A 26,511-nucleotide genomic window follows, 5' to 3' on the forward strand; every position below is an offset into this window, starting at 1 on the left:
ACGTGCTGCAGGCTTCCCCCGGGTGCCCCGACTCCGCCCCGGGCTCACCCCGGTCCGCGCCTCACCCCGCAGCCGCAGCCCCCACCCGCCGCCCGCCCGAGTCCCCGGCCGGGGTGGACCGTCGACTCGCCCGCCGTCAGCCCTCGTCCGCCGTCCGCCCCAGGCCCCCGCCCGGGCGGGCCGTCGACGCGCGCACCATCAGCTCCGCCGCGATCGTCGCGATGCCTCCCGGAGGCGGGGCCTCGTTCCCCATCGCCAGCCGCCCCGCGCGCGCCCCCGCCTCGAACAGCGGCAGCCGCACCGTCGTCAGCGCCGGCACCGCGTCGATCGAGAACGGCAGGTCGTCGAAGCCCGCCACCGAGATGTCGTCCGGTATGCGCAGACCCTGGTCGCGCAGCGCCGCGCAGGCGCCCAGCGCCACCGTGTCGTTCGCGGCCACCACGGCCGTCAATGCGGGCTCCCGCCGCAGCAGTTCGAGCGTGGCCTCGTATCCCGAGCGCCGGTCGTACGGTCCGTGCACCGTCAGCCGGTCCTGTTCGGCCTCCCCGCCGGCCAGCCCCGCCGCGGTCATCGCCGCACGGTGCCCCTCCAGCCGGTGCCGGGTCGTCGTGCGCTCCACGGGCCCGGCGACGTATCCGATCCGCCGGTGCCCGAGCGAGATCAGGTGCTCGGTGAGGCGCCGCCCGCCGCCCCGGTTGTCGAAGGCGAGGGCCGCGAGGACCGCGTCGCTCCCGGGCAGCGGGGGCCGCCCGCAGAGCACCACGCGCGTCCCGGCGTCCGCCAGCTTCGTCAGCTTGGCGCTCATCGCCGCGATGTGCTCCGGGTCCTCGATCGCCCCGCCGGTCAGGATCACCGCCGCGGCCCGCTGGCGCTGGAGGAGGGTCAGGTAGGTCAGTTCACGCTCCGGGGAGCCGCCGGTGTTGCACACCACGGCCAGCTTCTCGCCGCCGGCCCGCCCCGAGCCCTCCTGTCCGCCGATCTCGGTCTGGGCCGCCCCGGCCATGATCCCGAAGAAGGGGTCGGCGATGTCGTTGACGAGGATGCCGACCAGGTCGGACGTCGCGGCGGCGAGCGAGCTCGCCGGGCCGTTCAGCACATAGTCCAGTTCGTCGACCGCACGCAGGACCCGTTCCCGGGTCGACGCCGCGACCGGGTAGTTGCCGTTCAGCACGCGAGAGACGGTCGCCGGGGACACCCGGGCGCGCGCCGCCACATCCGCCAGGGTGACTGTCATCGCTTCCTCCGCAGGAGATGAACCGGCCCCCCTTGTCCGGGCCGCTGTCGGCAGGCTAGCTTCATACCGCGTAGAAAGCGCTTGCTACGCTCATATCGGGGATCTCGGGAAAACCGAGCGGAACATGGAGGTACCTTCGTGACACGCAGGACAGTGCGGATCGCCATGAACGGCGTCACCGGACGGATGGGCTACCGCCAGCACCTGGTCCGGTCCCTCCTCGCGATCCGCGAACAGGGCGGTCTCGACCTCGGGGACGGCGACGTCCTGTGGCCCGAGCCCGTCCTCGTCGGCCGCCGCGAGCACGCGCTGCGTGCCATCGCCGACCGGCACGGACTGACGGAGATCTCCACCGACCTCGACGCCGTACTCGCCGACGACACGATCGACGTCTACTTCGACGCCCAGGTCACCTCCGCCCGGGTGGAGGCGCTCAAGAAGGCCGTCGCCGCCGGCAAGCACCTCTACACGGAGAAGCCCACCGCCACCGATCTCGCGGGCGCCCTCGAACTGGCGCGTCTCGCCGCCGCCGCGGGCATCAAGCACGGCGTGGTCCAGGACAAGATCTTCCTGCCGGGCCTGCTGAAGCTGAAGCGCCTGATCGACGGCGGCTTCTTCGGCGAGATCCTGTCCGTGCGCGGCGAGTTCGGCTACTGGGTCTTCGAGGGCGACTGGCAGGAGGCGCAGCGCCCGAGCTGGAACTACCGCGCCGAGGACGGCGGGGGCATCGTCGTCGACATGTTCCCGCACTGGGAGTACGTCCTGCACGAGCTGTTCGGCCGGGTCACCTCCGTCACCGCGCAGGTCGCCACGCACATTCCGCGGCGCTGGGACGAGGACGGCAAGCCGTACGAGGCGACCGCCGACGACGCCGCGTACGGCGTCTTCGGGCTGGAGGGCGGCGCGATCGCCCAGATCAACTCGTCCTGGGCGGTCCGCGTCAACCGGGACGAGCTGGTCGAGTTCCAGGTCGACGGCACCCACGGATCGGCGGTCGCGGGCCTGCGCAACTGCCGCGTCCAGCACCGTTCCGCCACGCCGAAGCCGGTGTGGAACCCGGACCTGCCCGTCACCGAGTCCTTCCGCGACCAGTGGCAGGAGATCCCGGACAACACCGAGTTCGACAACGGCTTCAAGGCCCAGTGGGAGCTGTTCCTGCGCCATGTCGCGCTGGACGAGCCGTACCACTGGGACCTGCTGGCCGGCGCGCGGGGCGTGCAGCTCGCCGAGCTCGGACTGCGCTCGTCCGCGGAGGGCCGCCGCATCGACGTTCCGGAGCTCGCGCTGTGACGATCCGGCTCCCGCACCCCGACGGCACGCTCCGCGCGTACGAACCCCGCACGGAGCCGCTGACCTTCACCACGGGCGCGCCTCTCACCTCCCGTACGGTCTTCTCCGCCGCCCATGTGGTGGCCGACCCGTACGCCGACACCACCCCCGACGCTCCCGCCGCCGTCGACTGGGACGCCACCCTCGCCTTCCGCCGCCACCTGTGGTCGCACGGTCTGGGCGTCGCGGAGGCGATGGACACCGCGCAGCGCGGGATGGGTCTGGACTGGTCGGGCGCGGCCGAGCTGATCCGCCGTTCGGCGGCCGAGGCGAAGGCGGTCGGCGGCACGATCGCGTGCGGGGTGGGCACGGACCAGCTGACCGGGCCCGCGACGCTCGGCGAGGTCCGCGCGGCGTACGAGGAACAGCTCGCCCTCGTCGAGTCCACCGGCGCCCAGGCGATCCTGATGGCCTCCCGCGCGCTGGCCGCCGCGGCCCGGTCGGCCGACGACTACGTCACCGTCTACACGCACCTGCTGCGCCAGGCGTCGGAGCCGGTGATCCTGCACTGGCTGGGCCCCATGTTCGACCCGGCCCTGGAGGGCTACTGGGGGTCTTTGGACCTGGACGCGGCCACGTCGGTCTTCCTCGACGTGATCGCCGCCCACCCGGACAAGGTCGACGGCATCAAGGTCTCCCTGCTGGACGCCCGGCGCGAGGTCGACCTGCGCCGCCGTCTGCCGCAGGGCGTGCGCTGCTACACGGGCGACGACTTCAACTACCCGGAACTGATCGCAGGCGACGAACAGGGCTTCAGTCACGCGCTGCTCGGCATCTTCGACCCGCTGGGCCCGCTGGCGGCGGAAGCGGTGCGGGTGCTGGACACGGGCGACACCGCGGGCTTCCGCAAACTCCTCGACCCCACGGTCGAGCTGTCCCGCCACCTCTTCCAGGCGCCGACGCGCTTCTACAAGACAGGCGTCGTGTTCCTCGCCTGGCTGGCCGGCCACCAGACGCACTTCTCGATGGTGGGCGGCCTGCAGTCCGCGCGCTCGCTGCCGCACCTTGCACGGGCGTACGAACTGGCCGACGGCCTCGGGCTGTTCCCCGACCCCGCGACGGCCGAGTCCCGCATGAAGTCCCTGCTGACGGTCTACGGAGTCCCGCGGTGAATGCCCTCTCGCGCTTCAGCATCAACCAGATGACGGTGAAGCAGCTGTCGCTGCCGTCGCTCGTCGAGGCCTGCGCCCGCCTGGGCGTGCCGGCCGTCGGCCTGTGGCGTGAACCGGTCGCGGCGTACGGCCTGGAGGCGACGGCCAAGCTGGTACGCGACGCGGGCCTGACGGTCACGTCTCTGTGCCGCGGCGGCTTCCTCACCGCTTCGGACCCGGCCGAACGCACTCGCGCCCTGGACGACAACCGCGCGGCGATCGACGAGGCGGCCGCCCTGGGCACGGACACCCTGGTCCTGGTCTCGGGCGGCCTCCCGCCGGGCAGCCGCGACCTGGTCGCGGCGCGAGAACGGATCGCGGACGCGCTCTCGGTGCTGGCGCCCTACGCCGGCGAACGCGGCGTCCGCCTGGCCATCGAGCCGCTCCACCCGATGTACGCGGCGGACCGCTGCGTGGTCTCGACCCTGACCCAGGCCCTGGACCTCGCGGAACGCCTCCCGGCAACGCAGGTGGGCGTGGTCGTGGACACGTACCACATCTGGTGGGACGACCGGGCCCCCGCCGAGGTCGCCCGCGCGGGCGCACAGGGCCGCATCCACTCCTTCCAACTGGCGGACTGGACGACCCCCCTTCCGGCGGGCGTCCTCAACGGCCGTGGCCAACTGGGCGACGGCGCCATCGACATGCGCGAGTGGCGCGAGCGCGTGGAGGCGACGGGCTGGACGGGCAGCATCGAGGTGGAGCTGTTCAACGACGGGTTGTGGGCGCGGGACGGGGTGGAGGTACTGGAGGAGACGGTGGCGAGGTTCGCGGGGGAGGTGTTCTGAGCGCCGGGCCGCGGGGGAAACCCCGCGGCCGGCACGTGGTCGGCGGGTGCCGGCCGGCGAACGGGGTGTCGAGCGGTGGCGTGGCGTCGAGCGGGCGTTCCCGCGAGCGGCGACGGACGACGGCGCGGACCCGTGAACCGCGCAGTTGTCCACAGGCCTCCCGCGCTGTCCGACCCCGGCGATACGGTCGCCTCATGTCCAACCAGGTCATGCCACGCCTCGCCGTCCTCGAAGGCGTTCTCGAGCGGATCACGTACGCCAACGAGGAGAACGGCTACACGGTCGCCCGCGTCGACACCGGCCGGGGTGCCGGTGAGCTGCTCACCGTCGTCGGGTCGCTCCTCGGCGCGCAGGTCGGGGAGTCGCTGCGCATGGAGGGGCGTTGGGGATCCCACCCGCAGTACGGCAAGCAGTTCACCGTGGAGAACTACACCACCGTCCTGCCCGCCACCGTCCAGGGCATACGGCGCTACCTCGGCTCCGGGCTGATCAAGGGGATCGGGCCGCGCATCGCCGAGCGGATCGTCGACCACTTCGGCGTCGACACGCTCGACGTCATCGAGCAGGAGCCGAAGCGGCTCATCGAGGTGCCCGGTCTCGGGCCGAAGCGGACGAAGCTGATCGGGACCGCCTGGGAGGAGCAGAAGGCCATCAAGGAGGTCATGGTCTTCCTCCAGGGCGTGGGCGTCTCGACGTCCATCGCCGTGCGCATCTACAAGAAGTACGAGGACGCCTCGATCTCCGTCGTCAAGAACCAGCCGTACCGCCTCGCCGCCGACGTGTGGGGCATCGGCTTCCTGACCGCGGACAAGATCGCGCAGGCGGTCGGCATCCCGCACGACAGCCCGGAGAGGGTCAAGGCGGGCCTGCAGTACGCGTTGTCCCAGTCCACGGATCAGGGGCACTGTTTCCTGCCGGAGGAGCAGTTGATCGCGGACGCCGTGAAGCTGCTCCAGGTGGACACGGGGCTGGTCATCGACTGTCTCGCGGAGCTCGCGGCCGACGAGGAAGGGGTCGTCCGGGAGCAGGTGCCCGGTCCCGACGGCGGTGAGCCGCTCACGGCGGTCTACCTGGTGCCCTTCCACCGGGCCGAGCTGTCCCTCGCGGGCCAGCTGCGCAGGCTGCTGCGCGCCGAGGAGGACCGGATGCCGGCCTTCCGGGACGTCGACTGGGGCAGGGCACTGGCCTGGCTCGCGGAGCGTACGGGCGCCGAGCTGGCGCCCGAGCAGGAGGCCGCGGTCAGGCTGGCGCTCACGAGCCGGGTGGCCGTACTGACCGGCGGCCCGGGCTGCGGGAAGTCGTTCACGGTGCGGTCGATCGTGGAGCTCGCGCGGGCCAAGAAGGCGAAGGTCGTGCTGGCGGCGCCCACCGGCCGGGCGGCCAAGCGGCTCGCCGAGCTGACCGGGGCCGAGGCGTCGACGGTGCACCGGCTGCTGGAGCTCAAGCCGGGCGGGGACGCGGCGTACGACCGGGACCGGCCGCTCGACGCGGACCTGGTCGTCGTCGACGAGGCGTCGATGCTCGATCTGCTGCTCGCCAACAAGCTGGTCAAGGCGGTGGCGATGGGCGCGCACCTGCTGCTCGTCGGGGACGTGGACCAGCTGCCGAGCGTCGGCGCGGGGGAGGTGCTGCGCGATCTGCTGGCGGACGGCGGGCCGGTGCCGAGCGTGCGGCTGACGCGCATCTTCCGGCAGGCCCAGCAGTCGGGCGTCGTCACCAACGCCCACCGGATCAACTCCGGTATGCAGCCGGTCACCTCGGGGATGACGGACTTCTTCCTCTTCGTGGCGGAGGAGACGGAGGACGCGGGCAGGCTGACCGTGGACGTGGCGGCGCGGCGGATTCCGGCGAAGTTCGGGCTCGACCCGCGGCGGGATGTGCAGGTCCTCGCGCCGATGCACCGCGGTCCGGCCGGCGCGGGCACGCTCAACGGGCTGCTGCAGCAGGCCATCACCCCGGCCCGGCCGGACCTGCCGGAGAAGCGGTTCGGCGGGCGGGTGTTCCGCGTGGGCGACAAGGTGACCCAGATCCGCAACAACTATGACAAGGGGCGCAACGGCGTCTTCAACGGCACGGTCGGGGTCGTCACCTCGCTCCAGACCGACGACCAGCGCCTGACCGTCCTGACGGACGAGGACGAGGAGGTGCCGTACGACTTCGACGAGCTGGACGAGCTGGCGCACGCGTACGCGGTCACGATCCACCGCTCCCAGGGCAGCGAGTACCCGGCCGTGGTGATCCCGGTCACCACCGGGGCCTGGATGATGCTCCAGCGGAACCTGCTCTACACGGCCGTCACCCGCGCCAGAAAACTCGTCGTGCTGGTCGGCTCCCGGAAGGCGATCGGGCAGGCCGTGCGTACGGTTTCCGCAGGCAGGCGCTTCACCGCGCTGGACCACCGGCTGGCGGGCGGACCGCCGGTCGGCTGAGCGGCCCGGCAGCGGTTCGGGGGCCTCGCCCCGAGGGAAGGTGCCGGTAAGGGTGGGAAACACCACGCCTGCCCCGCCCCGGCTTTCAGAACCAGGGCGAAGGGGGCAAGATGAGCAGGTTGGCGGCACTGAGTGCCGCCGATGGGCCCAATGGTCGACCCCGAGTGCACTCTCCTGAGCCAAATGGGGGATGGTAGAGACAGTCAGGGCACCTCGAAGTAGAGGCACTACGTCGGTGAGGGATGACGTGAGCGACAACTCTGTAGTACTGCGGTACGCGGACGGTGAATACACCTACCCGGTGGTCGAGAGCACCGTCGGTGACAAGGGCTTCGACATCGGGAAGCTCCGAGCCCAGACCGGTCTGGTGACCCTGGACAGTGGATACGGCAATACCGCCGCCTACAAATCCGCGATCACCTACCTCGACGGCGAGCAGGGAATTCTGCGCTACCGCGGCTACCCGATCGAGCAGCTGGCCGAGCGCTCCACCTTCCTCGAGGTGGCGTACCTGCTGATCAACGGTGAGCTTCCCACGGTCGACCAGCTGGCGGGGTTCAAGGGCGAGATCACGCAGCACACCCTGCTGCACGAGGACGTCAAGCGGTTCTTCGACGGCTTCCCGCGCGACGCCCACCCGATGGCCATGCTCTCCTCCGTGGTCAGCGCGCTGTCGACGTTCTACCAGGACAGCCACAACCCGTTCGACGAGAAGCAGCGCCACCTGTCCACGATCCGGCTGCTGGCCAAGCTGCCGACGATCGCGGCCTACGCGTACAAGAAGTCGATCGGCCACCCCTTCGTCTACCCGCGCAACGACCTCGGGTACGTCGAGAACTTCCTGCGCATGACCTTCTCGGTCCCCGCCCAGGAGTACGAGCTGGACCCGGTCGTGGTCTCCGCGCTCGACAAGCTGCTGATCCTGCACGCGGACCACGAGCAGAACTGTTCCACCTCGACGGTGCGCCTCGTCGGCTCCTCGCAGGCGAACATGTTCGCCTCGATCTCCGCCGGCATCAGCGCCCTGTGGGGCCCGCTGCACGGTGGCGCCAACCAGTCCGTCCTGGAGATGCTCGAGGGCATCCAGGCAGGCGGCGGCGACGTCGACTCCTTCATCCGCAAGGTGAAGAACAAGGAGGACGGCGTCCGCCTGATGGGCTTCGGCCACCGCGTCTACAAGAGCTTCGACCCCCGGGCGAAGATCATCAAGGCGGCGGCGCACGACGTCCTCTCGGCCCTCGGCAAGTCCGACGAGCTGCTGGACATCGCCCTGAAGCTGGAGGAGCACGCGCTCTCCGACGAGTACTTCGTCTCGCGCAACCTCTACCCGAACGTGGACTTCTACACGGGTCTGATCTACCGCGCGATGGGCTTCCCGACGGAGATGTTCACCGTGCTCTTCGCCCTCGGCCGTCTGCCGGGCTGGATCGCCCAGTGGCACGAGATGATCAAGGAGCCCGGCTCCCGCATCGGTCGTCCGCGTCAGATCTACACCGGCGAGGTCCTGCGCGACTTCGTCCCCGTCGAGGCCCGCTAGCCGCGCCGAAGGCGCGCGCAGACCGGTCGCCGCGGGCGCCCCTTCCCGGACCGGGCCCGGCCCGGTCCGGTGGGCTGCGCCCCGGTCCGGAGTCTGTTCCTCGGGCCCCGCTGCCCCTCAGGGGGGCCGGGTGTGTCCCCCGGATGAGCGAGCCACCAGGCGAGCAAGCGCGGAAAGCGCCCCGCTGCCGATCCCCCCACGGGTCGGCGACGGGGCGCTTCCCATATCCCCGAGCGGATTCCCCCCACGGGATCCGGCCGGGCGTCTGCTGGGCAGCAGAAGCTCCTCGTGCGGTCTGCCGGGGTACGTACGCACGGGAGGGCCGCTCAAAGCTCCCCGGGCACGTGCCCCGGCCAACGCTTGCCTGGAACGTCCCCCAAGACATTCCATGAACGTCCCCCAAGACGTTCTCGGCATCGCCCACTTAGACTCGCGAGGAGCCTTAATGGTTACCCCCAAATATCTGTGATCTAGGTCTCCTTGTGAAGGTCTTGTGACCTGTTTGTAGTCACGAGAAGGAGCGCAGGCGCAGGCTGTTGGTGACGACAAACACGGACGAAAAGGCCATGGCGAACCCCGCGATCATGGGGTTGAGCAGGCCGAACGCCGCCAGAGGCAGGGCCGCGACGTTGTAGCCGAAGGCCCAGTAAAGATTCCCTTTGATCGTCGCCAGAGTCCGACGGGCGAGACGGATCGCGTCCGCGGCGACCCGCAGATCACCCCGCACCAGGGTCAGGTCCCCGGCCTCGATCGCCGCGTCCGTGCCGGTGCCCATCGCCAGGCCGAGATCGGCGGTCGCGAGCGCCGCGGCGTCGTTCACACCGTCGCCGACCATCGCGACCGTCCGGCCCTCGGCCCGCAGCCTCTCGACGACCCGCACCTTCTCCTCGGGCAGGACCTCCGCGTACACCTCGTCCACGCCCACCTCGGCGGCCACCGCCTCCGCCACGGCCCGCCCGTCGCCGGTCAGCAGCACCGGGGTGAGCCCGAGGGCCCGCAGCTCCCGTACCGCCTCGGCGCTGGTCTCCTTCACCGCGTCCGCGACGGTGAGCACCCCGAGCGCCTTGCCGTCCCGGGCGGCGTAGACGGCGGTACGGCCCCGGTCGCCGGCCGCGGCCGTCACGAGCGCCTCGGGCAGCTCCACACCGGCGTCCCGCAGCAGCGCCGCGCGCCCGACGAGCACCTCATGGCCCTCGACCGTTCCGCGGACCCCGAGGCCGGGGACGTTCGCGAACGTCTCGGCGGCGGGCAGCGGGCCGACGCGCCCCTCGGCGCCCTCGGCGACGGCGCGTGCGATCGGGTGCTCGGAGGCGTGCTCCAAGGCGCCCGCGAAGCGCAGCAGTGCCGACTCGTCGGCGTTTTCGGCGGGGTGCACGCCCTGAAGGGTCATCCGGCCGGTGGTGACCGTTCCGGTCTTGTCCAGGACGACCGTGTCGACCGTGCGGGTCGACTCCAGGACCTCGGGCCCCTTGATGAGGATCCCGAGCTGCGCGCCCCGGCCGGTGCCCACCATCAGGGCCGTCGGGGTGGCGAGGCCGAGGGCGCAGGGGCACGCGATGATCAGTACCGCGACGGCGGCGGTGAACGCGGCGGTCGCGTCGTCGGTCGCGAGCAGCCAGACCACGAGCGTCGTCAGCGAGATCAGCAGCACGACGGGCACGAAGACCGCCGACACCCGGTCCGCGAGACGCTGGACCTCGGCCTTGCCGTTCTGCGCGTCCTCGACGAGCTTCGCCATGCGGGCGAGGCGGGTGTCGGCGCCGACACGGGTGGCCTCGACGACGAGCCGGCCGGAGGCGTTGAGGGTGGCGCCGGTGACCTGGTCGCCCGCGGTCACGTCCACCGGCAGGGACTCGCCGGTGAGCATCGAGACGTCCACGGCCGACGCCCCCTCGACGACCGTGCCGTCGGTGGCGATCTTCTCCCCGGGGCGTACGACGAAGCGGTCGCCCACCGCCAGACGGTCGACCGGAACGCGTACCTCCGCGCCGTTCCGCAGCACGGCCACGTCCTTCGCGCCCAGCTCCATCAGCGCGCGCAGGGCGGCACCCGCCCGGCGCTTGGAGCGGGCCTCCAGGTAGCGGCCGAGCAGGATGAACGTGATCACCCCGGCGGCCACTTCGAGATAGACCGCCGAGCTCCCGTCCGTGCGGGAGACGGCCGGATCGAAGGCGTGACGCATGCCCGGCATGCCCGCCTGCCCGAAGGACAGCGCCCACAGGGACCAGCCGAACGCGGCCAGTGTGCCGGTGGACACCAGCGTGTCCATGGTGGCCGCGCCGTGCCGCAGGTTCGTCCAGGCGGCGCGGTGGAAGGGCAGTCCGCCCCAGACCACGACGGGAGCGGCGAGGGTGAGCGAGAGCCACTGCCAGTTGTCGAACTGCAGGGCGCCGATCATCGACATGAGGACCACGGGCGCGGAGAGGGCGGCGGAGACGACGAGACGCTGCCACAGGGCGCGCTGCTCCGTGTCCGTCCCGGCCTCGTTCCCTTCGCCGGTCCCGGCCGACGGGGTCGCGTCCTGCGGCTCGGGGGCCGGAGGCGGCGGCTCCGCGGCGGTGTAGCCGGTCTTGACCACGGTGGCGATGAGGTCGGCGACCGGCATGTCCGGCGGGTAGCTGACGTGGGCCTTCTCGGTCGCGTAATTGACCGTGGCGCTCACGCCGTCCATGCGGTTCAGCTTCTTCTCGACGCGGGCCGCACAGGAGGCGCAGGTCATCCCGCCGATGGTGAGCTCCACCTGGACTGTTTCCACGTTCGGGACTCCATGCGTACCGAGGGCCGGGCCTTACCCGACCAGTATCGGACCGATCGGGAGGGACCCGGTCCCCGGTACGTACGGTGCGACGCGCCGACAGCTCCTGGCGCGCTCGGTTCCGGCGGCGTTCAGGCCCGGCCGACCAGCTCGTAGCCCGCCTCGTCGACGGCTGCGCGCACGGCGGCCTCGTCGAGCGGCGCGTCGGAGACCACGGTCACCGTGCCGGTGGCCGCGACGGCCTTCACCGAGCTGACCCCCGGGATCTCGGAGATCTCGCTGCTGACCGCGCCTTCGCAGTGGCCGCAGGTCATGCCGGAGACCTGGTACACCGTGGTGACGCCGCCGGCCTGGGCGTCCGCCCCGGTGTCGTGGCAGGAGCCGTCGGCCGAGCAGCAGGAACCGGAGCCCTGGACGGTCTCGATCTCGATCTTCGTCTCGGTGGTCATCGCGTTCTCCTCATGAGCGGAACGTACACGTGCATGATGCGCCAGGAGTCCACGGGAAGGCCGAAGCTCCCTGACACAGAGCACTTTATACCCCTAGGGGGTATGACGCCAACAGGTCGGTGACACCTTGCCGGGGAATCGGTGGGTCCGGGCTCCGAACCGCTTGCGGGAGTCTCACCTTCTGCGGCCTCTGTTCCCGGGCCTGTTGGCCACCCAGAGGCGGATGGTGTCGGCGAACCAGTACGGTTTGCCGGCCTCCACATGGTCGGGGGGCGGAAGAAGGCCGTGCTTCCGATAGGAACGGACCGTGTCCGTCTGCACCTTGATGTGCACGGCGATGTCCTTGTAGGACCAGAGCTTTCTGTCCGTCATGTGTCCGGCACCTCCCTGCGCGCAGCAGCGGCCGGCGGGATGCCGTCGGGGGTGCTGCCGCGCGGACGCTTGGCGACGCTGAGCCTTTGCCCCGTGAACGACGGTGGGAGGGGGAGGGGCAGGGCTGTCGACCGCCTGTGACATAACGCGTGCGTAATGGCGACATGCGTGATCAGGCGGTGACAACCGTGACAGATGTGCAGCAGGCGCTCAGACGCCGCAGGACCGCAGGAATCCGCGCGTGCGTTCGGCGATCGGGAAGGGTTTGTCCGGCGGGCAGGGGTACATGTCCTGTTCGACGATGGCGAAGAGTTCGACCCCGAGAGCCGAGGCCGCGTTCAGGACGGGCTCCAGCGCGGGCACGCCGGCCGGGGGTTCGCACATGACACCGCGGCCGACCGCCGGGCCGAAGGGCACCTCGTCGGCCACCACTTGGGCGAGCACCGCGGGGTCGACCTGCTTGAGGTGGAGGTAACCGATCCGCTCGCCGTACGTCTCGATGAGCTTCACGCTGTCACCGCCGCAATAGGCGTAGTGGCCGGTGTCGAGGCAGAGGGAGACGAGGTCGGGGTCGGTGGCGTCGAGGAAGCGGCTGACGTTCTCCTCGGTGTCGATGTGGGTGTCCGCGTGCGGATGGACGACGATCTTCAGCCCGTGGCGTTCGCGCACCTCGCGGCCGAGGCGCTCGCTCTGGGCGGTGAGGTCGCGCCACTGCTGAGAGGTCAGCGTGCGGTCCTCCAGCACCCGGCCCGTCTTGTCGTCGCGCCAGAAGGAGGGGATGACGACCAGGTGCTCCGCGCCCATGGCGCGGGTGAGCGCGGCGATGTCCGAGACGTGGGCCCACGTCTGCTCCCAGACGGCGGGGCCGTGGTGCAGTGCGGTGAAGACGGTGCCGGCCGAGACCTTCAGCCCCCTTCGGGCGGTCTCCTCGGTGAGCCGCGCGGGGTCGCTCGGGAGATAGCCGTAGGGGCCGAGCTCGATCCACTCGTAGCCGGCCCGGGCGACCTCGTCGAGGAAGCGCTGCCAGGGGACCTGCTGGGGATCGTCGGGGAACCACACCCCCCAGGAGTCGGGGGCCGAGCCGACCCGGATGCGGTTCAGGGCGGGGACGGAGGAGGTCATGCCGGTCAGCTTTCCGGCCGCCGGAGAAGGGTGTCAAGGCTTGGTCCGAATGTCCGGACAAAACATTGACAGGGTTCATGGGTGAGGGCTAGACCTGAGGGCACCCCCTGACCGAAGGGACGCGCATGTCTTTGCCGTACGACGTGATCACGATGGGCCGGATCGGGGTGGACCTCTATCCACTGCGTACCGGGGTCCCGTTGGCGCAGGTCGACACGTTCGGGAAGTTCCTCGGCGGCTCGGCGACGAACGTCGCGGTCGCGGCGGCCAGGCTGGGCCGGCGGACGGCCGTGATCACCCGGACCGGGCAGGACCCCTTCGGCGAGTATCTGCACCAGGCGTTGCGCGAGTTCGGCGTGGACGACCGGTGGGTGACGCCGGTCGAGGAGTACCCGACGCCGGTCACCTTCTGCGAGATGTTCCCGCCGGACGACTTCCCCCTCTACTTCTACCGGCAGCCCAAGGCGCCCGACCTGGAGATCCGGGAGAGCGAGCTGGAGCCGGAGCCGATCCGGGCGGCGCGGATCTTCTGGATGACCGGCACGGGACTGTGCGCGGAGCCCAGCCGGACGGCGACGCTGGCCGCGCTCGCGCACCGGGCGAAGTCGGGGACGACCGTGTTCGACCTCGACTGGCGGCCGATGTTCTGGGCCGACCCGCAGTCGGCCGGCCCGCACTACGCGAAGGCACTCGCCCTGGCGACCGTCGCCGTGGGCAATCTCGAGGAGTGCGCGATCGCGACCGGCGAGCGTGAGCCGGACGCGGCCGCCGAGGCGCTGCTGGCCGCCGGCGTCGAGCTCGCCGTGGTCAAGCAGGGCCCCAAGGGGGTGCTCGCCGTGCACCGGGACGGCACACGCGCCGAGGTGCCGCCCGTGCCCGTGGAGGTGGTCAACGGGCTGGGGGCGGGGGACGCGTTCGGCGGGGCCCTGTGCCACGGGCTGCTCGCGGGCTGGGAGTTGGACCGCGTGATGCGCTTCGCCAACGCGGCGGGAGCGGTGGTCGCCGCGCGACTCGCCTGCTCGACGGCCATGCCGTACGAGGAGGAGGTCGCCCAAGTCCTCGCTGGCGGCCCCGTACCCCCGGACCCCAGCCACATCGACCAGGCGCGGGGGGTGTCGTGAGCCGCGTCGACATCGGCGAGCTCGTAGGGATCCGGACCCGGCACCCCGAGGCCGTCGCCGAGGCCGCCACGCGGCGGCGCAGACGCACGCGTCTCGTCGGCGACAGCGGACGGCTGATGATCGTCGCGGCCGACCACCCCGCCCGCGGCACGTTCGCCGTCGGCGACCGCCCGCTCGCCATGGCCAACCGGCTCGACCTGCTGGAGCGGCTCTGCCTCGCCCTCTCGCGCCCCGGGGTCGACGGCGTCCTCGCCACCTCCGACATACTCGACGACCTGCTGCTCCTCGGTGCGCTCGACGACAAGGTCGTCATGGGCTCCATGAACCGCGGCGGGCTCGCGGGCGCGTCGTTCGAGCTCGACGACCGGTTCACCGGCTACCGCGCCCGCGATCTGGACCGGCTCGGTTTCGACGCGGGAAAGCTGCTGCTGCGCATCGACTACGACGACCCGGCCTCGCTCGACACCCTGGCCGCGGCCGCCCGCGCGGTCGACGAGATGGCAGAGCGTCAGCTCCCCGTCTTCGTGGAGCCGTTCCTCTGTCACCGGATCGACGGCCGGCTGCGCAACGATCTCGGAGCCGAGGCCGTGACCCGGTCCATCGCCATCGCCTCCGGGCTGGCCGGCACCTCCGCGTACACCTGGCTCAAGGTGCCCGTGACCGAGGACCCCGACGACATGCGATCCGTGATGGAGACCTCCACCCTCCCCGCGGTGCTGCTCGGCGGCGACGCGGGCAAGGATCAGGACAGGGCGTACGAGAGGTGGCGCGCCGCACTGCAACTGCCCACGGTCCAGGGACTGGTGGCCGGCCGCGCGCTGCTCTATCCGGTCGACGGCGACGTGGCGGGCGCGGTCGATACGGCCGTGGGCCTGCTGTAGGGGGTACGGAGAAAGCATGAGCCACGACCAACCGCACCGGGGCACACCCCACGAGGGCGCGCCGGGCGCCGGCGCCGCACCGCGCAACGGCACACCGCGCGGCGGCGGGACGACGGCCGGCAAGCTGCCCGGCCTGCACGTCCCCGCGGGCAGCGCCGCCCACGGACCGTACGCCCTGAGCATCACCCCCGAGCAGGCCGGCTGGGGCTATTCCCAGCTGCGCGTGCTGGAGCTGGAACCGGGCGGTTCGCATCCGCTCACCACCGGCGACAGCGAATGGATCGTGCTGCCCCTCAGCGGCGGTTGCACGGTGCAGACGCAAGGCGAGATCTTTGAACTGCAGGGGCGGGACGGCGTGTTCGGCGGAGTGAGCGACTTCGCGTACGTGCCGAGAGACGCCCATGCCCAGATCGCCTCCGGCGCGGGAGGCCGCTTCGCCCTGGCAGGAGCGAGGTGCGAGCGCCGACTCCCCGCTCGCTACGGCCCCGCGCCGGAGGTACCCGTCGAGGCCCGCGGCAGCGGGATCCAGGCCCGCGAAGTGCGCAACTTCGCGGCGGCCGGCGCGTTCGCCTGCGACCGGCTGATCGCCGTCGAGGTGCTCACCCCCGGCGGCAACTGGTCCTCCTACCCGCCGCACAAGCACGACGAGCGGGTCCCCGGCGAGGAGAGCGAGCTCGAGGAGATCTACTACTTCGAGATCGACGGCGGCGGCGTCGGCTTCCAGCGGGTGTCGCCCTCGCGTCCCGGTGGCGCCGATGTGCTCGCCGAGGTCCGCAGCGGCGACGCGGTCCTCGTCCCCGACGGCTGGCACGGGCCGTCCGTCGCTGAGCCGGGCCACGCCATGTACTACCTCAACGTGATGGCGGGACCGGCCGCCGAGAGGGAATGGCTGATCCGCTTCCACCCCGACCACGCGGAGGGTTACCGATGACGCGGCTGACCACGGCCCAGGCTCTGGTGCGCTTCCTGTCCCACCAGTACACCGAGCGCGACGGCCGCCGCCGACGGCTGATCGCCGCCACCTGGGGCATCTTCGGGCACGGCAACGTGGCGGGCATCGGCCAGGCCCTCGTCGAGTCCTGCGCGGACATGCCCTTCGTCCAGGGCCGCAACGAGCAGTCCATGGTGCACGCCGCCGTCGGCTACGCCCGCCAGTCCCGCAGGCTGTCCGCGCACGCGGTCACCACCTCCATCGGCCCCGGCGCCACGAACCTGGTCACCGGCGCCGCGCTCGCCACCGTCAACCACCTGCCGGTCCTCCTGCTGCCCGGCGACGTCTTCGCCACCCGGCCCGCCGACCCCGTGCTCCAGCAGCTCGAAGTGCCGTACGCGGGCGACGTGTCGGTCAACGACTGCCTGCGCCCCGTCTCCCGCTGGTTCGACCGGGTCACCCGCCCCGAGGCCCTGGTCCCGGCCGCGCTCCAGGCGATGCGCGTCCTCAGCGACCCCGCGCAGACCGGCGCCGTCACGCTCGCGCTGCCGCAGGACGTGCAGGCGGAGGCGTACGACTGGCCGGAGGAGTTCTTCACCGACCGGGTGTGGCACGTGCGCCGCCCCCGCCCCGACACGGACGCGCTCGCGCAGGCCGCGGACGCGGTGCGCCGCGCACGCCGGCCGCTGATCGTGGCGGGCGGCGGCGTCCGCCACAGCGAGGCCGAGCAGGCGCTGCGCGCGCTCGCCGACGCCACCGGCATCCCCGTCGCCTCCACCCAGGCGGGCAAGGGATCGCTGCCCCACGACCATCCCTGCGACATCGGCGGCATCGGCCACACCGGCACCGCCACCGCCGACGACCTGGCCCGCACCGCCGACCTGGTGATCGGCGTCGGCACCCGCTGGACCGACTTCACCACCGCGTCCTCGACCCTCTTCGCCGCCCCCGGCGTCCGCTTCGTCAACATCTCCGTCGCCGCCTTCGACGCCCACAAGATGTCCGGCCTCGCACTCGTCGCCGACGCCCGCGCCGCACTCGCCGAGCTGGCCGCCGCCCTCGCGGGCCACCGCGTGGACGCGGCGTACGAGAAGGAGTACGCGCGGGGGAAGGAGCGCTGGGAGCAACGGGTCGACGCCGCGTACGCGGCGGGTGACGAGGACGCGGCGCCCACCCAGCCCCAGGTCCTCGGCGCCCTGGACGCCCTCGTGACCGAGGACGACATCCTGATCAACGCCGCCGGCTCCCTCCCGGGCGATCTGCACAAGCTGTGGCGCACCCGCTCCGCCGACCAGTACCACGTCGAATACGGCTACTCCTGCATGGGCTACGAGATCCCGGCCGCGATCGGCGTGGCGATGGCCGCACCGGGACGCCCGGTCTGGGCGCTGGTGGGCGACGGCACGTATCTGATGAACCCCACCGAGATCGTCACCGCCGTGCAGGAGGGCGTCCCGATCCGGATGGTGATCCTGCAGAACCACGGGTACGCGTCCATCGGAGGCCTGTCCGAGACGGTCGGCGCCGAGCGCTTCGGCACGGACTACCGGCAGCGGACAGGCCCCGGCCGCACGTACACCGGACCGCCGCTGCCCGTCGACCTGGCGGCGAACGCCGAGTCGCTGGGCATGCGGGTGATCCGCGCCAGAACGGTGCGTGACCTGCGCGAAGCACTGGCCGAGGCACGGGCGGCGGACGCCCCCACATGTGTCTACGTGGAGACCGGAACGGCAGACATTGTGTCGGGCGCGCCCGGGGCACAGGCGTGGTGGGATGTTCCGGTGGCCGAGACCGCGACCCGCCCGTCGGCGGCCTCGGCCCGGGAGGAGTACGACCGGCAAGTCGCATCCCGACGCCGCCATCTCTGAAGGAGTTTTTCGCCATGACGAAGACCGTCAACCACTGGATCGGTGGCAAGACCGTCGAGGGTGCGTCCGGCAACTGGGGCCCGGTGACCGACCCGGCGACGGGAGAGGTCACGACCCGGGTCGCCCTGGCCTCCGTGGAGGAGGTCGACGCGGCCGTCTCCGCGGCCAGTCAGGCGTACGCGACGTGGGGCACGTCGTCGCTGGCGCAGCGCACTGCGGTTCTGTTCCGGTACCGTGCGCTGCTCGACGCCCGCCGCGACGACATCGCCGCCCTGATCACCGCCGAGCACGGCAAGGTCCACTCGGACGCACTGGGCGAGGTGGCCCGCGGTCTGGAGATCGTCGAGCTGGCCTGCGGCATCACCACCCAGCTCAAGGGCGAACTGTCGACCCAGGTCTCCCACCGTGTCGACGTCGCCGCCATCCGCCAGCCGCTCGGCGTCGTCGCCGGCATCACGCCGTTCAACTTCCCGGCGATGGTGCCGATGTGGATGTTCCCGCTGGCGATCGCCTGCGGAAACACCTTCGTCCTCAAGCCCAGCGAGAAGGACCCGTCCGCCGCGAACCTGCTCGCGGAGCTCGCCGCCGAGGCCGGCCTGCCCGACGGCGTGCTGAACGTCGTCCACGGCGACAAGGTCGCGGTCGACGCGCTGCTCGCGCACCCCGACGTGGCCGCGGTCTCCTTCGTCGGCTCCACCCCGATCGCCCGCTACATCCACACCACCGCCTCCGCCAACGGCAAGCGCGTCCAGGCGCTCGGCGGCGCGAAGAACCACATGCTGGTCCTGCCGGACGCGGACCTGGACGCGGCGGCCGACGCCGCGGTGTCGGCCGCGTACGGCTCGGCGGGCGAGCGCTGCATGGCGATCTCCGCGGTGGTCGCCGTCGGCGCGGTCGGCGACGAGCTGGTCGAGAAGATCCGCGAGCGCGCCGAGAAGATCAAGATCGGCCCCGGCAACGACCCCGCCTCCGAGATGGGCCCGCTCATCACCGCCGCCCACCGCGACAAGGTCGCCTCCTACGTCAAGGGCGCCGCCGACCAGGGCGCCGAGGTCGTCCTCGACGGCACGGGCTTGCGCGTAGACGGCTTCGAGGACGGCCACTGGATCGGCCTGTCCCTGCTCGACAAGGTCTCCACCGACTCCGACGCCTACCGCGACGAGATCTTCGGTCCGGTGCTGTGCGTGCTGCGCGCAGAGACGTACGAGGAGGGCGTGGCGCTGATCAACGCCTCGCCGTTCGGCAACGGCACCGCGATCTTCACCCGTGACGGCGGCGCGGCCCGCCGCTTCCAGCTGGAGATCGAGGCCGGCATGGTCGGCGTCAACGTGCCGATCCCGGTCCCCGTCGGCTACCACAGCTTCGGCGGCTGGAAGGACTCGCTCTTCGGCGACCACCACATCTACGGCAACGACGGCGTGCACTTCTACACCCGCGGCAAGGTCGTCACCACCCGCTGGCCGGACCCGGCCGACGCCCCGGCGGGCGTGGACCTGGGCTTCCCGCGCAACCACTGACGCACAGCACCGAGGGCGGGCCCGTCGCCGGGCCCGCCCTCGGTGTGCTTACGGCTCGTTCAGGGCGCGCCTAGAACAGCGAGTACAGCAGCTTGTTCGGGGAGCCCGTGAGCGCGTTCTGGACCTTGCCGCTGGTCGCGTTGGCGACCAGGGCGTCCCTGACCTGGGCCGGGGTCGCCGTGGGGTGGGTGGACAGGTAGAGCGCGGCCGCGCCCGTGGTGTGCGGGGCCGCCATCGACGTGCCCGAGATGGTGTTCGTGGCGGTGTCGTTGTCCTTCCACGCCGAGGTGATGGACACGCCCGGTGCGAACAGGTCCAGGCAGGTGCCGTAGTTGGAGAACGACGCCCGGCGGTCCGCGTTGTCCGTCGCGCCGACCGTGATCGCCTCGGGGACGCGGGCGGGCGAGTAGTTGCAGGCGTCGGCCGGCAGGCCCAGGACGGGAAGGCCGTTGCCCGCGGCGATGGAGTAGCTGACGCCGGAGGCGATCGACTTCTTCACCGCGTTGTCGAGCGAGGTGTTCACCGAGCCGCCGAGGCTCATGTTGGCGACGGCCGGCTTCCTGGCGTTGGCGGTCACCCAGTCGACGCCCGCGATCACACCGGCGGTGGTGCCGGAGCCGTTGCAGTCCAGGACGCGTACGGCGACCAGGTTGACGTTCTTGGCGACGCCGTAGGTCCTGCCGCCGACCGTTCCCGCCACGTGCGTGCCGTGGCCCTGGCAGTCCTGGCCGTTCTGGCCGCCGCCCACCGTGTCCGTGCCGACGCGTGCGCGTCCGCCGAACTCGCTGTGCGAGGTCCGGATTCCGGTGTCGATGATGTACGCGTTCACGGTCGACGCGGTCGTGTTGTACGTATATGTCTTCGACAGCGGCAGGCTGCGCTGGTCGATGCGGTCGATGCCCCAGGTGGCGTTCGGCTGGGTCTCGTTGAGGCGGACGATCGAGTTCTGCTCGACGTACGCCACCCGCGGGTCGGCCGCGAGCTCCTTGGCCTTCTCCACGGACATGGAGGCGGAGAAACCGCTCAGGACGCTGCGGTAGGTGTGCTTGGGCGTGACGCCGAGATCGGCGGCACGTGTGCTGCCGTCCTTCAGGACGACGATCCAGCTGTTGTGTACGGCGGTTGCAGTGGGGGCGAGACGAAGATCGCCGAGGGTCACGCTCTGCGCGGTGGGGGATATGGCGAACTGGAGACCGGTCGCGGCGGCGACTGCTGATATCAGCGCCGCCGCGCGACGGGCAGTGGGTCCCATCTCGTGCACCTGTACCTTTCGTTGACCGGTTACGGGCAAGTACGGGCGTGCATGGTGCCAGGACGTGCGGTTCCGTCCACCAGAGTCGTGTGACGTGACCTGCGACACAAGGGAGCGGGAGGTGGATGGCCCCGCATGAACAAAGGGATCTGACTACCAGTCAGTAAGTGTGGGTCTTGTGTACCCCTGTCTCGTGCCCGGAATGTCCGGTGCTCGTACCGCGTCCGGTGTACGCGGACCAGCCGCGTACTCCTCAGGAAGGTCCGTGAGTTCCGCCTGGCGGCAGCCGAGCTCGCACAGGCTGTCCGCTTAGGGTTTTCCCCATGGAGATCCGACTTCCCCGGTCCCTGGGCCGGCTCAGGACCGGACCACGCGGCCGATGGCTCGCGGGTGTCGCGGCCTTCGCCGTCCTCGCGGGCGCGGGCACCTGGACCGCGGTCGCCGACGACGGCCCGCCCGCCGTGCACCGCGAGGACCGGGCGCTGGACATGCCCGGGGCGCAGATCGACACCTCGTACTTCACCGCCGGCGGTGACGGGCGCCGGCCCGCCGTGCTCATCGGCCACGGCTTCGGGGGCAGCAAGGAGGACGTACGGGCCCAGGCGGAGAAGCTGGCCCAGGACGGGTACGCCGTCCTGACCTGGTCGGCACGCGGCTTCGGGAAGTCCACCGGACGCATCGGCATCAACGACCCCCAAAAGGAGGTCAAGGACGTCTCCCGGCTGATCGACTGGCTGGCGCGGCGGCCCGAGGTGCGGCTCGACGAGGACGGCGACCCGCGCGTCGGCATCACCGGCTCCTCGTACGGCGGCGCGATCTCGCTGCTCGGCGCCGGGTACGACAAGCGCGTCGACGCCATCGCCCCCCGGATCACGTACTGGAACCTCGCCGAGGCCCTGTTCCCCGACGACGTGTTCAAGAAGCTGTGGGCCGGCATCTTCTTCTCCACCGGGTCGGCACCCGACCCCGGCCGGCGAGTGGCCCCGCCGCCCGCCGGGGAGGCCCCCGCGGGCGAGGCCGGCGAGCAGGGCGCCGCGGACGCCCCCGGCGGCCGCAGCGCCGCCGGCCCCGTGAACCCGGCCGGCTGCGGCCGCTTCGAGCCGCGGCTGTGCGCCATGTACGAGCGCCTCGCCGTCGCCGGGAAGCCCGACGCCGAGGCCCGGGCGCTCCTCGAGGAGCGCAGCCCCTCGGCGGTGGCGGACCGGATCGCGGTTCCCGCGCTCATCGTCCAGGGCCAGTCCGACTCGCTTTTCACGCTCTCCCAGGCCGACGCCATGGCCCGGGCCGTCAGCGGCAACGGCGCACCCGTCGCGGTCGACTGGACCGCCGGCGGGCACGACGGCGGAGACCGTGAGACGAGCCGCGTGGAAGCGCGGATCACCGCCTGGTTCGACCGGTACCTGGGGCAGGACAAGGGCGCGGACACCGGGCCCGCCTTCCGCGTCAGCCGCACCGGAGGCGTCGACTCGACCGACGGGCAGGCACTGCTGCGCGGCGCGACCGCGGACCGCTACCCGGGCCTCACGAGCGGCCCCCGCACGTTCCCGCTCTCCGGACCCGAACAGCGCATCGCCAACCCGGCGGGCGCCAACCCGCCCGCCATCTCCGCCGTCCCCGGACTCGGCGGCGGGGCCGGATCGCTGTCGTCGCTGGGCGTCGGACTCTCCCTCGACTTCCCCGGCCAGTTCGCGAGCTTCACCTCCGCGCCGCTGGGCCGCGCCACCCGGATCACCGGCTCCCCGCAGGTCACCGTCGAGGTGGCCGCCGACCGGGGCGACGCCGTGCTGTTCGGGAAGGTGTACGACGTCGGGCCCGACGGCAGGCAGCAGGTGCTGCCCGCCCAGCTCGTCGCGCCCGTCCGGGTCGAGGACGCCGCGCGGGCGCAGAAGGTGACCCTCACCCTGCCCGCCGTGGACCACGAGGTCGACGCGGGACACCGGCTGCGTCTCGTCCTGTCCGCGACCGACCTCGGCTACGCCTCCCCGGACGAACCGGCCACGTACACCGTCTCGCTCGCCGGAGCGCTCACCGTGCCCACGGCCCCCGCCGTGCGCACCCAGGCCGCCGGTCTGCCCTGGTGGGTGTGGGCGCTGCCGGCCGCCGGAGCCCTTGTCGCGGCTGCCCTGCTGTTCACCGCCCGCCGCCGGGCCGTCGCACCGGCGCCCGACCCGGAGCGCGCCGGCGTACCGCTGGAGATCACCGGACTGACCAAGCGCTACGCGAAGTCCGCGGACCGGTACGCCGTACGGGACCTCTCCTTCCGCGTCGAGAAGGGCCAGGTGCTCGGACTGCTCGGGCCCAACGGCGCCGGCAAGACGACCACCCTGCGCATGCTGATGGGCCTGATCCGGCCCGACGACGGCGAGATCCGCGTCTTCGGCCACGCCATCAGGCCCGGCGCCCCCGTGCTCTCCCGGGTCGGCGCGTTCGTCGAGGGCGCGGGTTTCCTGCCGCACCTGTCGGGCCGCGAGAACCTGGAGCTGTACTGGCGGGCGACCGGCCGCCCGGCCGCCGACGCGCACATCGAGGAGGCGCTGGAGATCGCCGGCCTCGGTGACGCGCTGGCCCGCGCCGTACGCACCTACTCCCAGGGCATGCGACAGCGTCTCGCCATCGCCCAGGCCATGCTCGGCCTGCCGGATCTGCTGATCCTCGACGAGCCGACCAACGGGCTGGACCCGCCGCAGATCCGCGAGATGCGGGACGTGATGATCCGGTACGCGGCCGGGGGCCGGACCGTCATCGTCTCCAGCCACCTCCTGTCGGAGGTCGAGCAGTCCTGCACCCACCTCGTCGTCATGGACCGCGGCCGGCTCGTACAGGCCGGTCCCGTCGCCGAGATCACCGGCGAGAGCGACACCCTTCTCGTCACCACGGCGGGCGAGGTGCCCGAACCGGTCGTCGAGAAGATCGCCGCGCTGCCGGGCATCGGCTCGGCCGTGCGCACGGACGAGGGCCTGCTCGTACGGCTGGACGGCGCGAGCGCCACGGCGATGATCACCGAACTGGTCCGTCTGGACGTGCCGTTGACGGGCGTCGGACCGCACCGCCGCCTGGAGGACGCGTTCCTCACCCTGATCGGAGGCTCGGCATGAGCGCGCCCGTGCAAGACGCCACGCCCGTCGGGTCGGCCCCCGGCTACCGGGCCGGACGCACCCTGCCCCTGCGGGTGGAGGCGGTCCGGCAGCTGAGGCGGCGCCGGACCCTGGTGATGGCCGGGATCCTGGCCGCGCTGCCGTTCGTCCTCATCGCGGCGTTCGCGATCGGCGGCAGCCCGGACGGCCGCGACAACGGCCGCATCACCCTGATGGACACGGCGACCGCGTCCGGCGCCAACTTCGCCGCCACCTGCCTGTTCGTCTCGGCGGGCTTCCTGCTGGTGGTGCCCGTGGCGCTGTTCCACGGCGACACCGTCGCCTCGGAGGCGAGCTGGTCGTCGCTGCGCTACCTGCTCGCCGCCCCCGTGCCCCGGACGCGTCTGCTGTGGTCCAAGCTCGCCGTGGCGCTCGGCTTCAGCGCGGCGGCGATGGTGCTGCTGCCGCTGGTGGCGCTGGTGGCGGGCACGGTCGCCTACGGCTGGGGGCCCCTCGAACTGCCCACGGGCGGATCGCTCGGCGCCGGGACGTCACTGGGGCGGCTGGGGCTCGTGGTGGCGTTCGTCTTCGTCTCCCAACTGGTCACGGCGGGCCTGGCGTTCTGGCTCTCCACCAAGACCGACGCACCGCTCGGCGCGGTCGGCGGCGCGGTCGGTCTGACCATCATCGGCAATGTGCTGGACGCCGTCACGGCGCTGGGCGGCTGGCGCGAAGTGCTCCCCGCGCACTGGCAGTTCGCCTGGATCGACGCGCTCCAGCCACAGCTGGAGTGGACGGGCATGGTGAAGGGGGCGTCCGTGTCCCTCACGTACGCGCTGGTGCTGTTCGCGCTCGCCTTCCGGAACTTCTCCCGCAAGGACATCGTGTCGTAGGGGTCCGCCGGCCCTGCGCCGTTGCCGCATTGAGATCCTTCCGCAACCCCTTCGTCTGCTCCTTCCGGCGGTCTCGGACGTCACATTCACAAGTGCCGTTCGATGCGAGGGGGAGAACCGGATGACGTTCACTGCATGGGGCAGTTCCCGGGGGAGAAGGGGCGGACGGGCGGCCAGGGCGGCGGTCGTCGCCGTGCTGGCCGGCGGCGTGCTGCTGACGTCGGCCTGCTCCGGCTCCGGGAACATCGCCACCGACCAGGCCGACAGCCGCAGGCCGGACGGCGCGCTGCCCGCCCCGGCCGTCCCCGACGGCGGCCAGGGCGCGCCGGGCGAGGGAGCCGCCGAGGGAGAGGCGGACAAGGTGCGCGAGTCCGCACCGCCCGCGGACTACCTGTCCACATTCGCCCTCGACGTCGACACCGCCTCCTACGGCTACGCCCGCCGCACCCTGAAGGAGGGGCGGCTGCCGCAGGCGAACGAGGTGCGGCCCGAGGAGTTCGTCAACAGCTTCCGCCAGGACTACGAACGCCCCGAGGGCAACGGTTTCTCCGTCACCGTCGACGGCGCGCGGCCGCAGGCCCCGGAGGGAGAGGTGCACGGGGACGGCGGCGGCGAGGACTGGTCGCTGGTCCGCGTGGGACTGTCCACGGCCGCGCCCGCGCGCACGAGCGAACGGCCGCCCGCCGCGCTCACGTTCGTCATCGACATCTCCGGCTCGATGTCCGAGCCCGGCCGCCTGGACCTCGTCAAGAAGTCGCTCGGCACCCTCACCGACCAGCTGCGCGACGACGACTCGATCGCCGTCGTCACCTTCAGCGACGAGGCGGAGACCCGGCTGCCCATGACGCGGCTGGACGGCAACCGCGACCGGATCCACGACATCGTCGACGAGCTGGAGCCCACCGACTCGACCAACGTGGAGGCCGGGGTCACCACCGGCTACGAGGTGGCCGTCGAGGGCCGCAGGAAGGGCGCCACCAACCGGGTCGTGCTGCTCTCCGACGCGCTCGCCAACACCGGGCGGACGGAGGCCGACGCGATCCTCGACCGCATCGACGACGCCCGCCGCGAGCACGGCATCACCCTCTTCGGCGTCGGTGTCGGCAGCGACTACGGCGACGCGCTGATGGAACGCCTCGCCGACAAGGGCGACGGGCACACGACGTACGTCTCCGACGAGGAGGAGGCGAGGAAGGTCTTCGTCGACCAGCTGCCCGCGCACGTGGAGCTGCGCGCCCGCGACGCCAAGGCCCAGGTCGCCTTCGACCCGCAGACCGTCAAGCAGTTCCGGCTCATCGGCTACGAGAACCGGGCCGTCGCGGACGAGGACTTCCGCGACGACCGCGTCGACGGCGGCGAGGTCGGCCCCGGCCACACGGTGACCGCGCTGTACGCCGTATGCCTCCGGGAGGGCGCGAGCGGCCATGTCGCCACGGCGACCGTGCGCTGGCTCGACCCCGCGACGCGGGCGCCGCACGAGCGGTCGGGCTCGGTGGAGACCGGCGCGATCGACGGGGCGCTGTGGGACACGGCGTCCAAGCGGCTGCAGGTGACGGCCGTGGCGGCGTACTTCGCCGACGAACTGCGCGACGGCTCCGTGCCGGGCTCACCCGGCCTTGCCCAACTGCGCGACCGGGCACGGGCGCTGGCGGACTCGACGGAGGACACGGCCGTGCGTGAGCTGGCGGACGCGATCGGCCGGGCCGTGCGCCTGAAGGGCTGACGGCGGAGCGCCTGAAGGGCCGAGGGAAGGGGCGGCGGGGCCGGCGAGGGGCGCGGGAGCGTCCACTCGGCTGCACCGCCCACCC

Annotated in this window: 19 protein-coding genes; 13 read left to right on the forward strand and 6 right to left on the reverse strand. The window is 72.0% G+C overall.

The window, feature by feature from the left end; all coding sequences use genetic code 11:
- Positions 1-136 precede the first annotated feature (136 nt).
- Positions 137-1,234 (reverse strand): LacI family DNA-binding transcriptional regulator, encoded by a 1,098-nt coding sequence (locus QFZ82_RS25700; protein ID WP_307715406.1) that lies wholly within the window; start codon positions 1,232-1,234, stop codon positions 137-139.
- Positions 1,235-1,372: 138 nt separating this feature from the next.
- On the opposite strand from QFZ82_RS25700, the gene QFZ82_RS25705 reads away from it, so the two are divergent.
- The 5 genes from QFZ82_RS25705 (at position 1,373) to QFZ82_RS25725 (ending at position 8,468) form a co-directional block, all read left to right on the forward strand.
- Complete coding sequence (locus QFZ82_RS25705) at positions 1,373-2,524, forward strand: Gfo/Idh/MocA family protein (RefSeq protein WP_307715407.1); 1,152 nt, start codon at positions 1,373-1,375, stop codon at positions 2,522-2,524.
- Entirely contained in the window at positions 2,521-3,675 is a 1,155-nt protein-coding gene (locus QFZ82_RS25710; protein ID WP_307715408.1) for a dihydrodipicolinate synthase family protein, read from the forward strand. The genes QFZ82_RS25705 and QFZ82_RS25710 overlap by 4 nt, the downstream gene beginning before the upstream one ends.
- Positions 3,672-4,502: a sugar phosphate isomerase/epimerase gene (locus QFZ82_RS25715; RefSeq protein WP_307715409.1), complete on the forward strand. Its 831-nt coding sequence runs from the start codon at positions 3,672-3,674 to the stop codon at positions 4,500-4,502. Before QFZ82_RS25710 ends, QFZ82_RS25715 begins: the two co-directional genes overlap by 4 nt.
- Positions 4,503-4,711: 209 nt before the next feature.
- A complete protein-coding gene (locus QFZ82_RS25720; protein WP_307717839.1) occupies positions 4,712-6,931 on the forward strand; it encodes an ATP-dependent RecD-like DNA helicase in 2,220 nt (739 codons plus the stop codon).
- A 247-nt stretch (positions 6,932-7,178) separates the two neighbouring features.
- Complete coding sequence (locus QFZ82_RS25725; RefSeq protein WP_307715410.1) at positions 7,179-8,468, forward strand: citrate synthase; 1,290 nt, start codon at positions 7,179-7,181, stop codon at positions 8,466-8,468.
- A 508-nt stretch (positions 8,469-8,976) separates the two neighbouring features.
- Here QFZ82_RS25725 and QFZ82_RS25730 read toward each other — a convergent pair.
- The 4 genes from QFZ82_RS25730 to QFZ82_RS25745 all read right to left on the reverse strand — a co-directional run bounded on the left by QFZ82_RS25730 (position 8,977) and on the right by QFZ82_RS25745 (position 13,166).
- Positions 8,977-11,187, reverse strand: a complete 2,211-nt coding sequence (locus tag QFZ82_RS25730; RefSeq protein WP_373429442.1) for a heavy metal translocating P-type ATPase — start codon at positions 11,185-11,187, stop codon at positions 8,977-8,979.
- 167 nt (positions 11,188-11,354) lie between these two features.
- Positions 11,355-11,672, reverse strand: a complete 318-nt coding sequence (locus QFZ82_RS25735; protein ID WP_307715412.1) for a heavy-metal-associated domain-containing protein — start codon at positions 11,670-11,672, stop codon at positions 11,355-11,357.
- Between the two features lie 174 nt (positions 11,673-11,846).
- On the reverse strand, positions 11,847-12,044 hold the full coding sequence (locus QFZ82_RS25740) for a MarR family transcriptional regulator (RefSeq protein ID WP_307715413.1): 198 nt from the start codon (positions 12,042-12,044) through the stop codon (positions 11,847-11,849).
- A 210-nt stretch (positions 12,045-12,254) separates the two neighbouring features.
- Entirely contained in the window at positions 12,255-13,166 is a 912-nt protein-coding gene (locus tag QFZ82_RS25745; protein ID WP_307715414.1) for a sugar phosphate isomerase/epimerase, read from the reverse strand.
- Between the two features lie 125 nt (positions 13,167-13,291).
- On the opposite strand from QFZ82_RS25745, the gene iolC reads away from it, so the two are divergent.
- Genes iolC through mmsA form a run of 5 tightly spaced genes read left to right on the forward strand, consistent with a single transcriptional unit; the run spans position 13,292 to position 19,484 of the window.
- Positions 13,292-14,287: a 5-dehydro-2-deoxygluconokinase gene (gene iolC / locus QFZ82_RS25750; protein ID WP_307715415.1), complete on the forward strand. Its 996-nt coding sequence runs from the start codon at positions 13,292-13,294 to the stop codon at positions 14,285-14,287.
- Positions 14,284-15,168: a deoxyribose-phosphate aldolase gene (locus QFZ82_RS25755; RefSeq protein WP_307715416.1), complete on the forward strand. Its 885-nt coding sequence runs from the start codon at positions 14,284-14,286 to the stop codon at positions 15,166-15,168. The genes iolC and QFZ82_RS25755 overlap by 4 nt, the downstream gene beginning before the upstream one ends.
- Before the next feature lie 16 nt (positions 15,169-15,184).
- Positions 15,185-16,099: a 5-deoxy-glucuronate isomerase gene (iolB, locus tag QFZ82_RS25760; RefSeq protein ID WP_307715417.1), complete on the forward strand. Its 915-nt coding sequence runs from the start codon at positions 15,185-15,187 to the stop codon at positions 16,097-16,099.
- Positions 16,096-17,967, forward strand: a complete 1,872-nt coding sequence (iolD, locus tag QFZ82_RS25765) for a 3D-(3,5/4)-trihydroxycyclohexane-1,2-dione acylhydrolase (decyclizing) (RefSeq protein ID WP_307715418.1) — start codon at positions 16,096-16,098, stop codon at positions 17,965-17,967. The genes iolB and iolD overlap by 4 nt, the downstream gene beginning before the upstream one ends.
- 14 nt (positions 17,968-17,981) lie before the next feature.
- Entirely contained in the window at positions 17,982-19,484 is a 1,503-nt protein-coding gene (gene mmsA, locus QFZ82_RS25770; protein WP_307715419.1) for a CoA-acylating methylmalonate-semialdehyde dehydrogenase, read from the forward strand.
- Positions 19,485-19,554: 70 nt separating this feature from the next.
- Here the strand turns inward: mmsA and QFZ82_RS25775 are convergent, their stop codons facing one another.
- On the reverse strand, positions 19,555-20,745 hold the full coding sequence (locus tag QFZ82_RS25775) for a S8 family peptidase (RefSeq protein WP_373429323.1): 1,191 nt from the start codon (positions 20,743-20,745) through the stop codon (positions 19,555-19,557).
- Positions 20,746-21,059: 314 nt separating this feature from the next.
- On the opposite strand from QFZ82_RS25775, the gene QFZ82_RS25780 reads away from it, so the two are divergent.
- From QFZ82_RS25780 to QFZ82_RS25790, 3 genes are all read left to right on the forward strand, one after another.
- A complete protein-coding gene (locus QFZ82_RS25780; RefSeq protein WP_307715421.1) occupies positions 21,060-23,831 on the forward strand; it encodes an alpha/beta fold hydrolase in 2,772 nt (923 codons plus the stop codon).
- Entirely contained in the window at positions 23,828-24,703 is an 876-nt protein-coding gene (locus QFZ82_RS25785) for an ABC transporter permease (RefSeq protein WP_307715422.1), read from the forward strand. The genes QFZ82_RS25780 and QFZ82_RS25785 overlap by 4 nt, the downstream gene beginning before the upstream one ends.
- 121 nt (positions 24,704-24,824) lie before the next feature.
- Positions 24,825-26,426, forward strand: a complete 1,602-nt coding sequence (locus tag QFZ82_RS25790) for a von Willebrand factor type A domain-containing protein (RefSeq protein WP_307715423.1) — start codon at positions 24,825-24,827, stop codon at positions 26,424-26,426.
- The last annotated feature ends 85 nt before the right edge of the window (positions 26,427-26,511 follow it).

Origin of the sequence: Streptomyces sp. V4I23 (genome assembly GCF_030817975.1) — a bacterium.
GTDB lineage: Bacteria > Actinomycetota > Actinomycetes > Streptomycetales > Streptomycetaceae > Streptomyces.

Coding starts and splice junctions, on each gene's coding strand:
- QFZ82_RS25700 (WP_307715406.1), bottom strand. CDS start 1,234: ATGACAGTCACCCTGGCGGATGTGGCGGCGCGCGCCCGGGTGTCCCCG.
- QFZ82_RS25720 (WP_307717839.1), top strand. CDS start 4,712: ATGCCACGCCTCGCCGTCCTCGAAGGCGTTCTCGAGCGGATCACGTAC.
- QFZ82_RS25730 (WP_373429442.1), bottom strand. CDS start 11,187: ATGACCTGCGCCTCCTGTGCGGCCCGCGTCGAGAAGAAGCTGAACCGC.
- QFZ82_RS25735 (WP_307715412.1), bottom strand. CDS start 11,672: ATGACCACCGAGACGAAGATCGAGATCGAGACCGTCCAGGGCTCCGGT.
- QFZ82_RS25740 (WP_307715413.1), bottom strand. CDS start 12,044: ATGACGGACAGAAAGCTCTGGTCCTACAAGGACATCGCCGTGCACATC.
- QFZ82_RS25745 (WP_307715414.1), bottom strand. CDS start 13,166: ATGACCTCCTCCGTCCCCGCCCTGAACCGCATCCGGGTCGGCTCGGCC.
- iolC (WP_307715415.1), top strand. CDS start 13,292: ATGTCTTTGCCGTACGACGTGATCACGATGGGCCGGATCGGGGTGGAC.
- iolB (WP_307715417.1), top strand. CDS start 15,185: ATGAGCCACGACCAACCGCACCGGGGCACACCCCACGAGGGCGCGCCG.
- iolD (WP_307715418.1), top strand. CDS start 16,096: ATGACGCGGCTGACCACGGCCCAGGCTCTGGTGCGCTTCCTGTCCCAC.
- mmsA (WP_307715419.1), top strand. CDS start 17,982: ATGACGAAGACCGTCAACCACTGGATCGGTGGCAAGACCGTCGAGGGT.
- QFZ82_RS25780 (WP_307715421.1), top strand. CDS start 21,060: ATGGAGATCCGACTTCCCCGGTCCCTGGGCCGGCTCAGGACCGGACCA.
- QFZ82_RS25785 (WP_307715422.1), top strand. CDS start 23,828: ATGAGCGCGCCCGTGCAAGACGCCACGCCCGTCGGGTCGGCCCCCGGC.
- QFZ82_RS25790 (WP_307715423.1), top strand. CDS start 24,825: ATGACGTTCACTGCATGGGGCAGTTCCCGGGGGAGAAGGGGCGGACGG.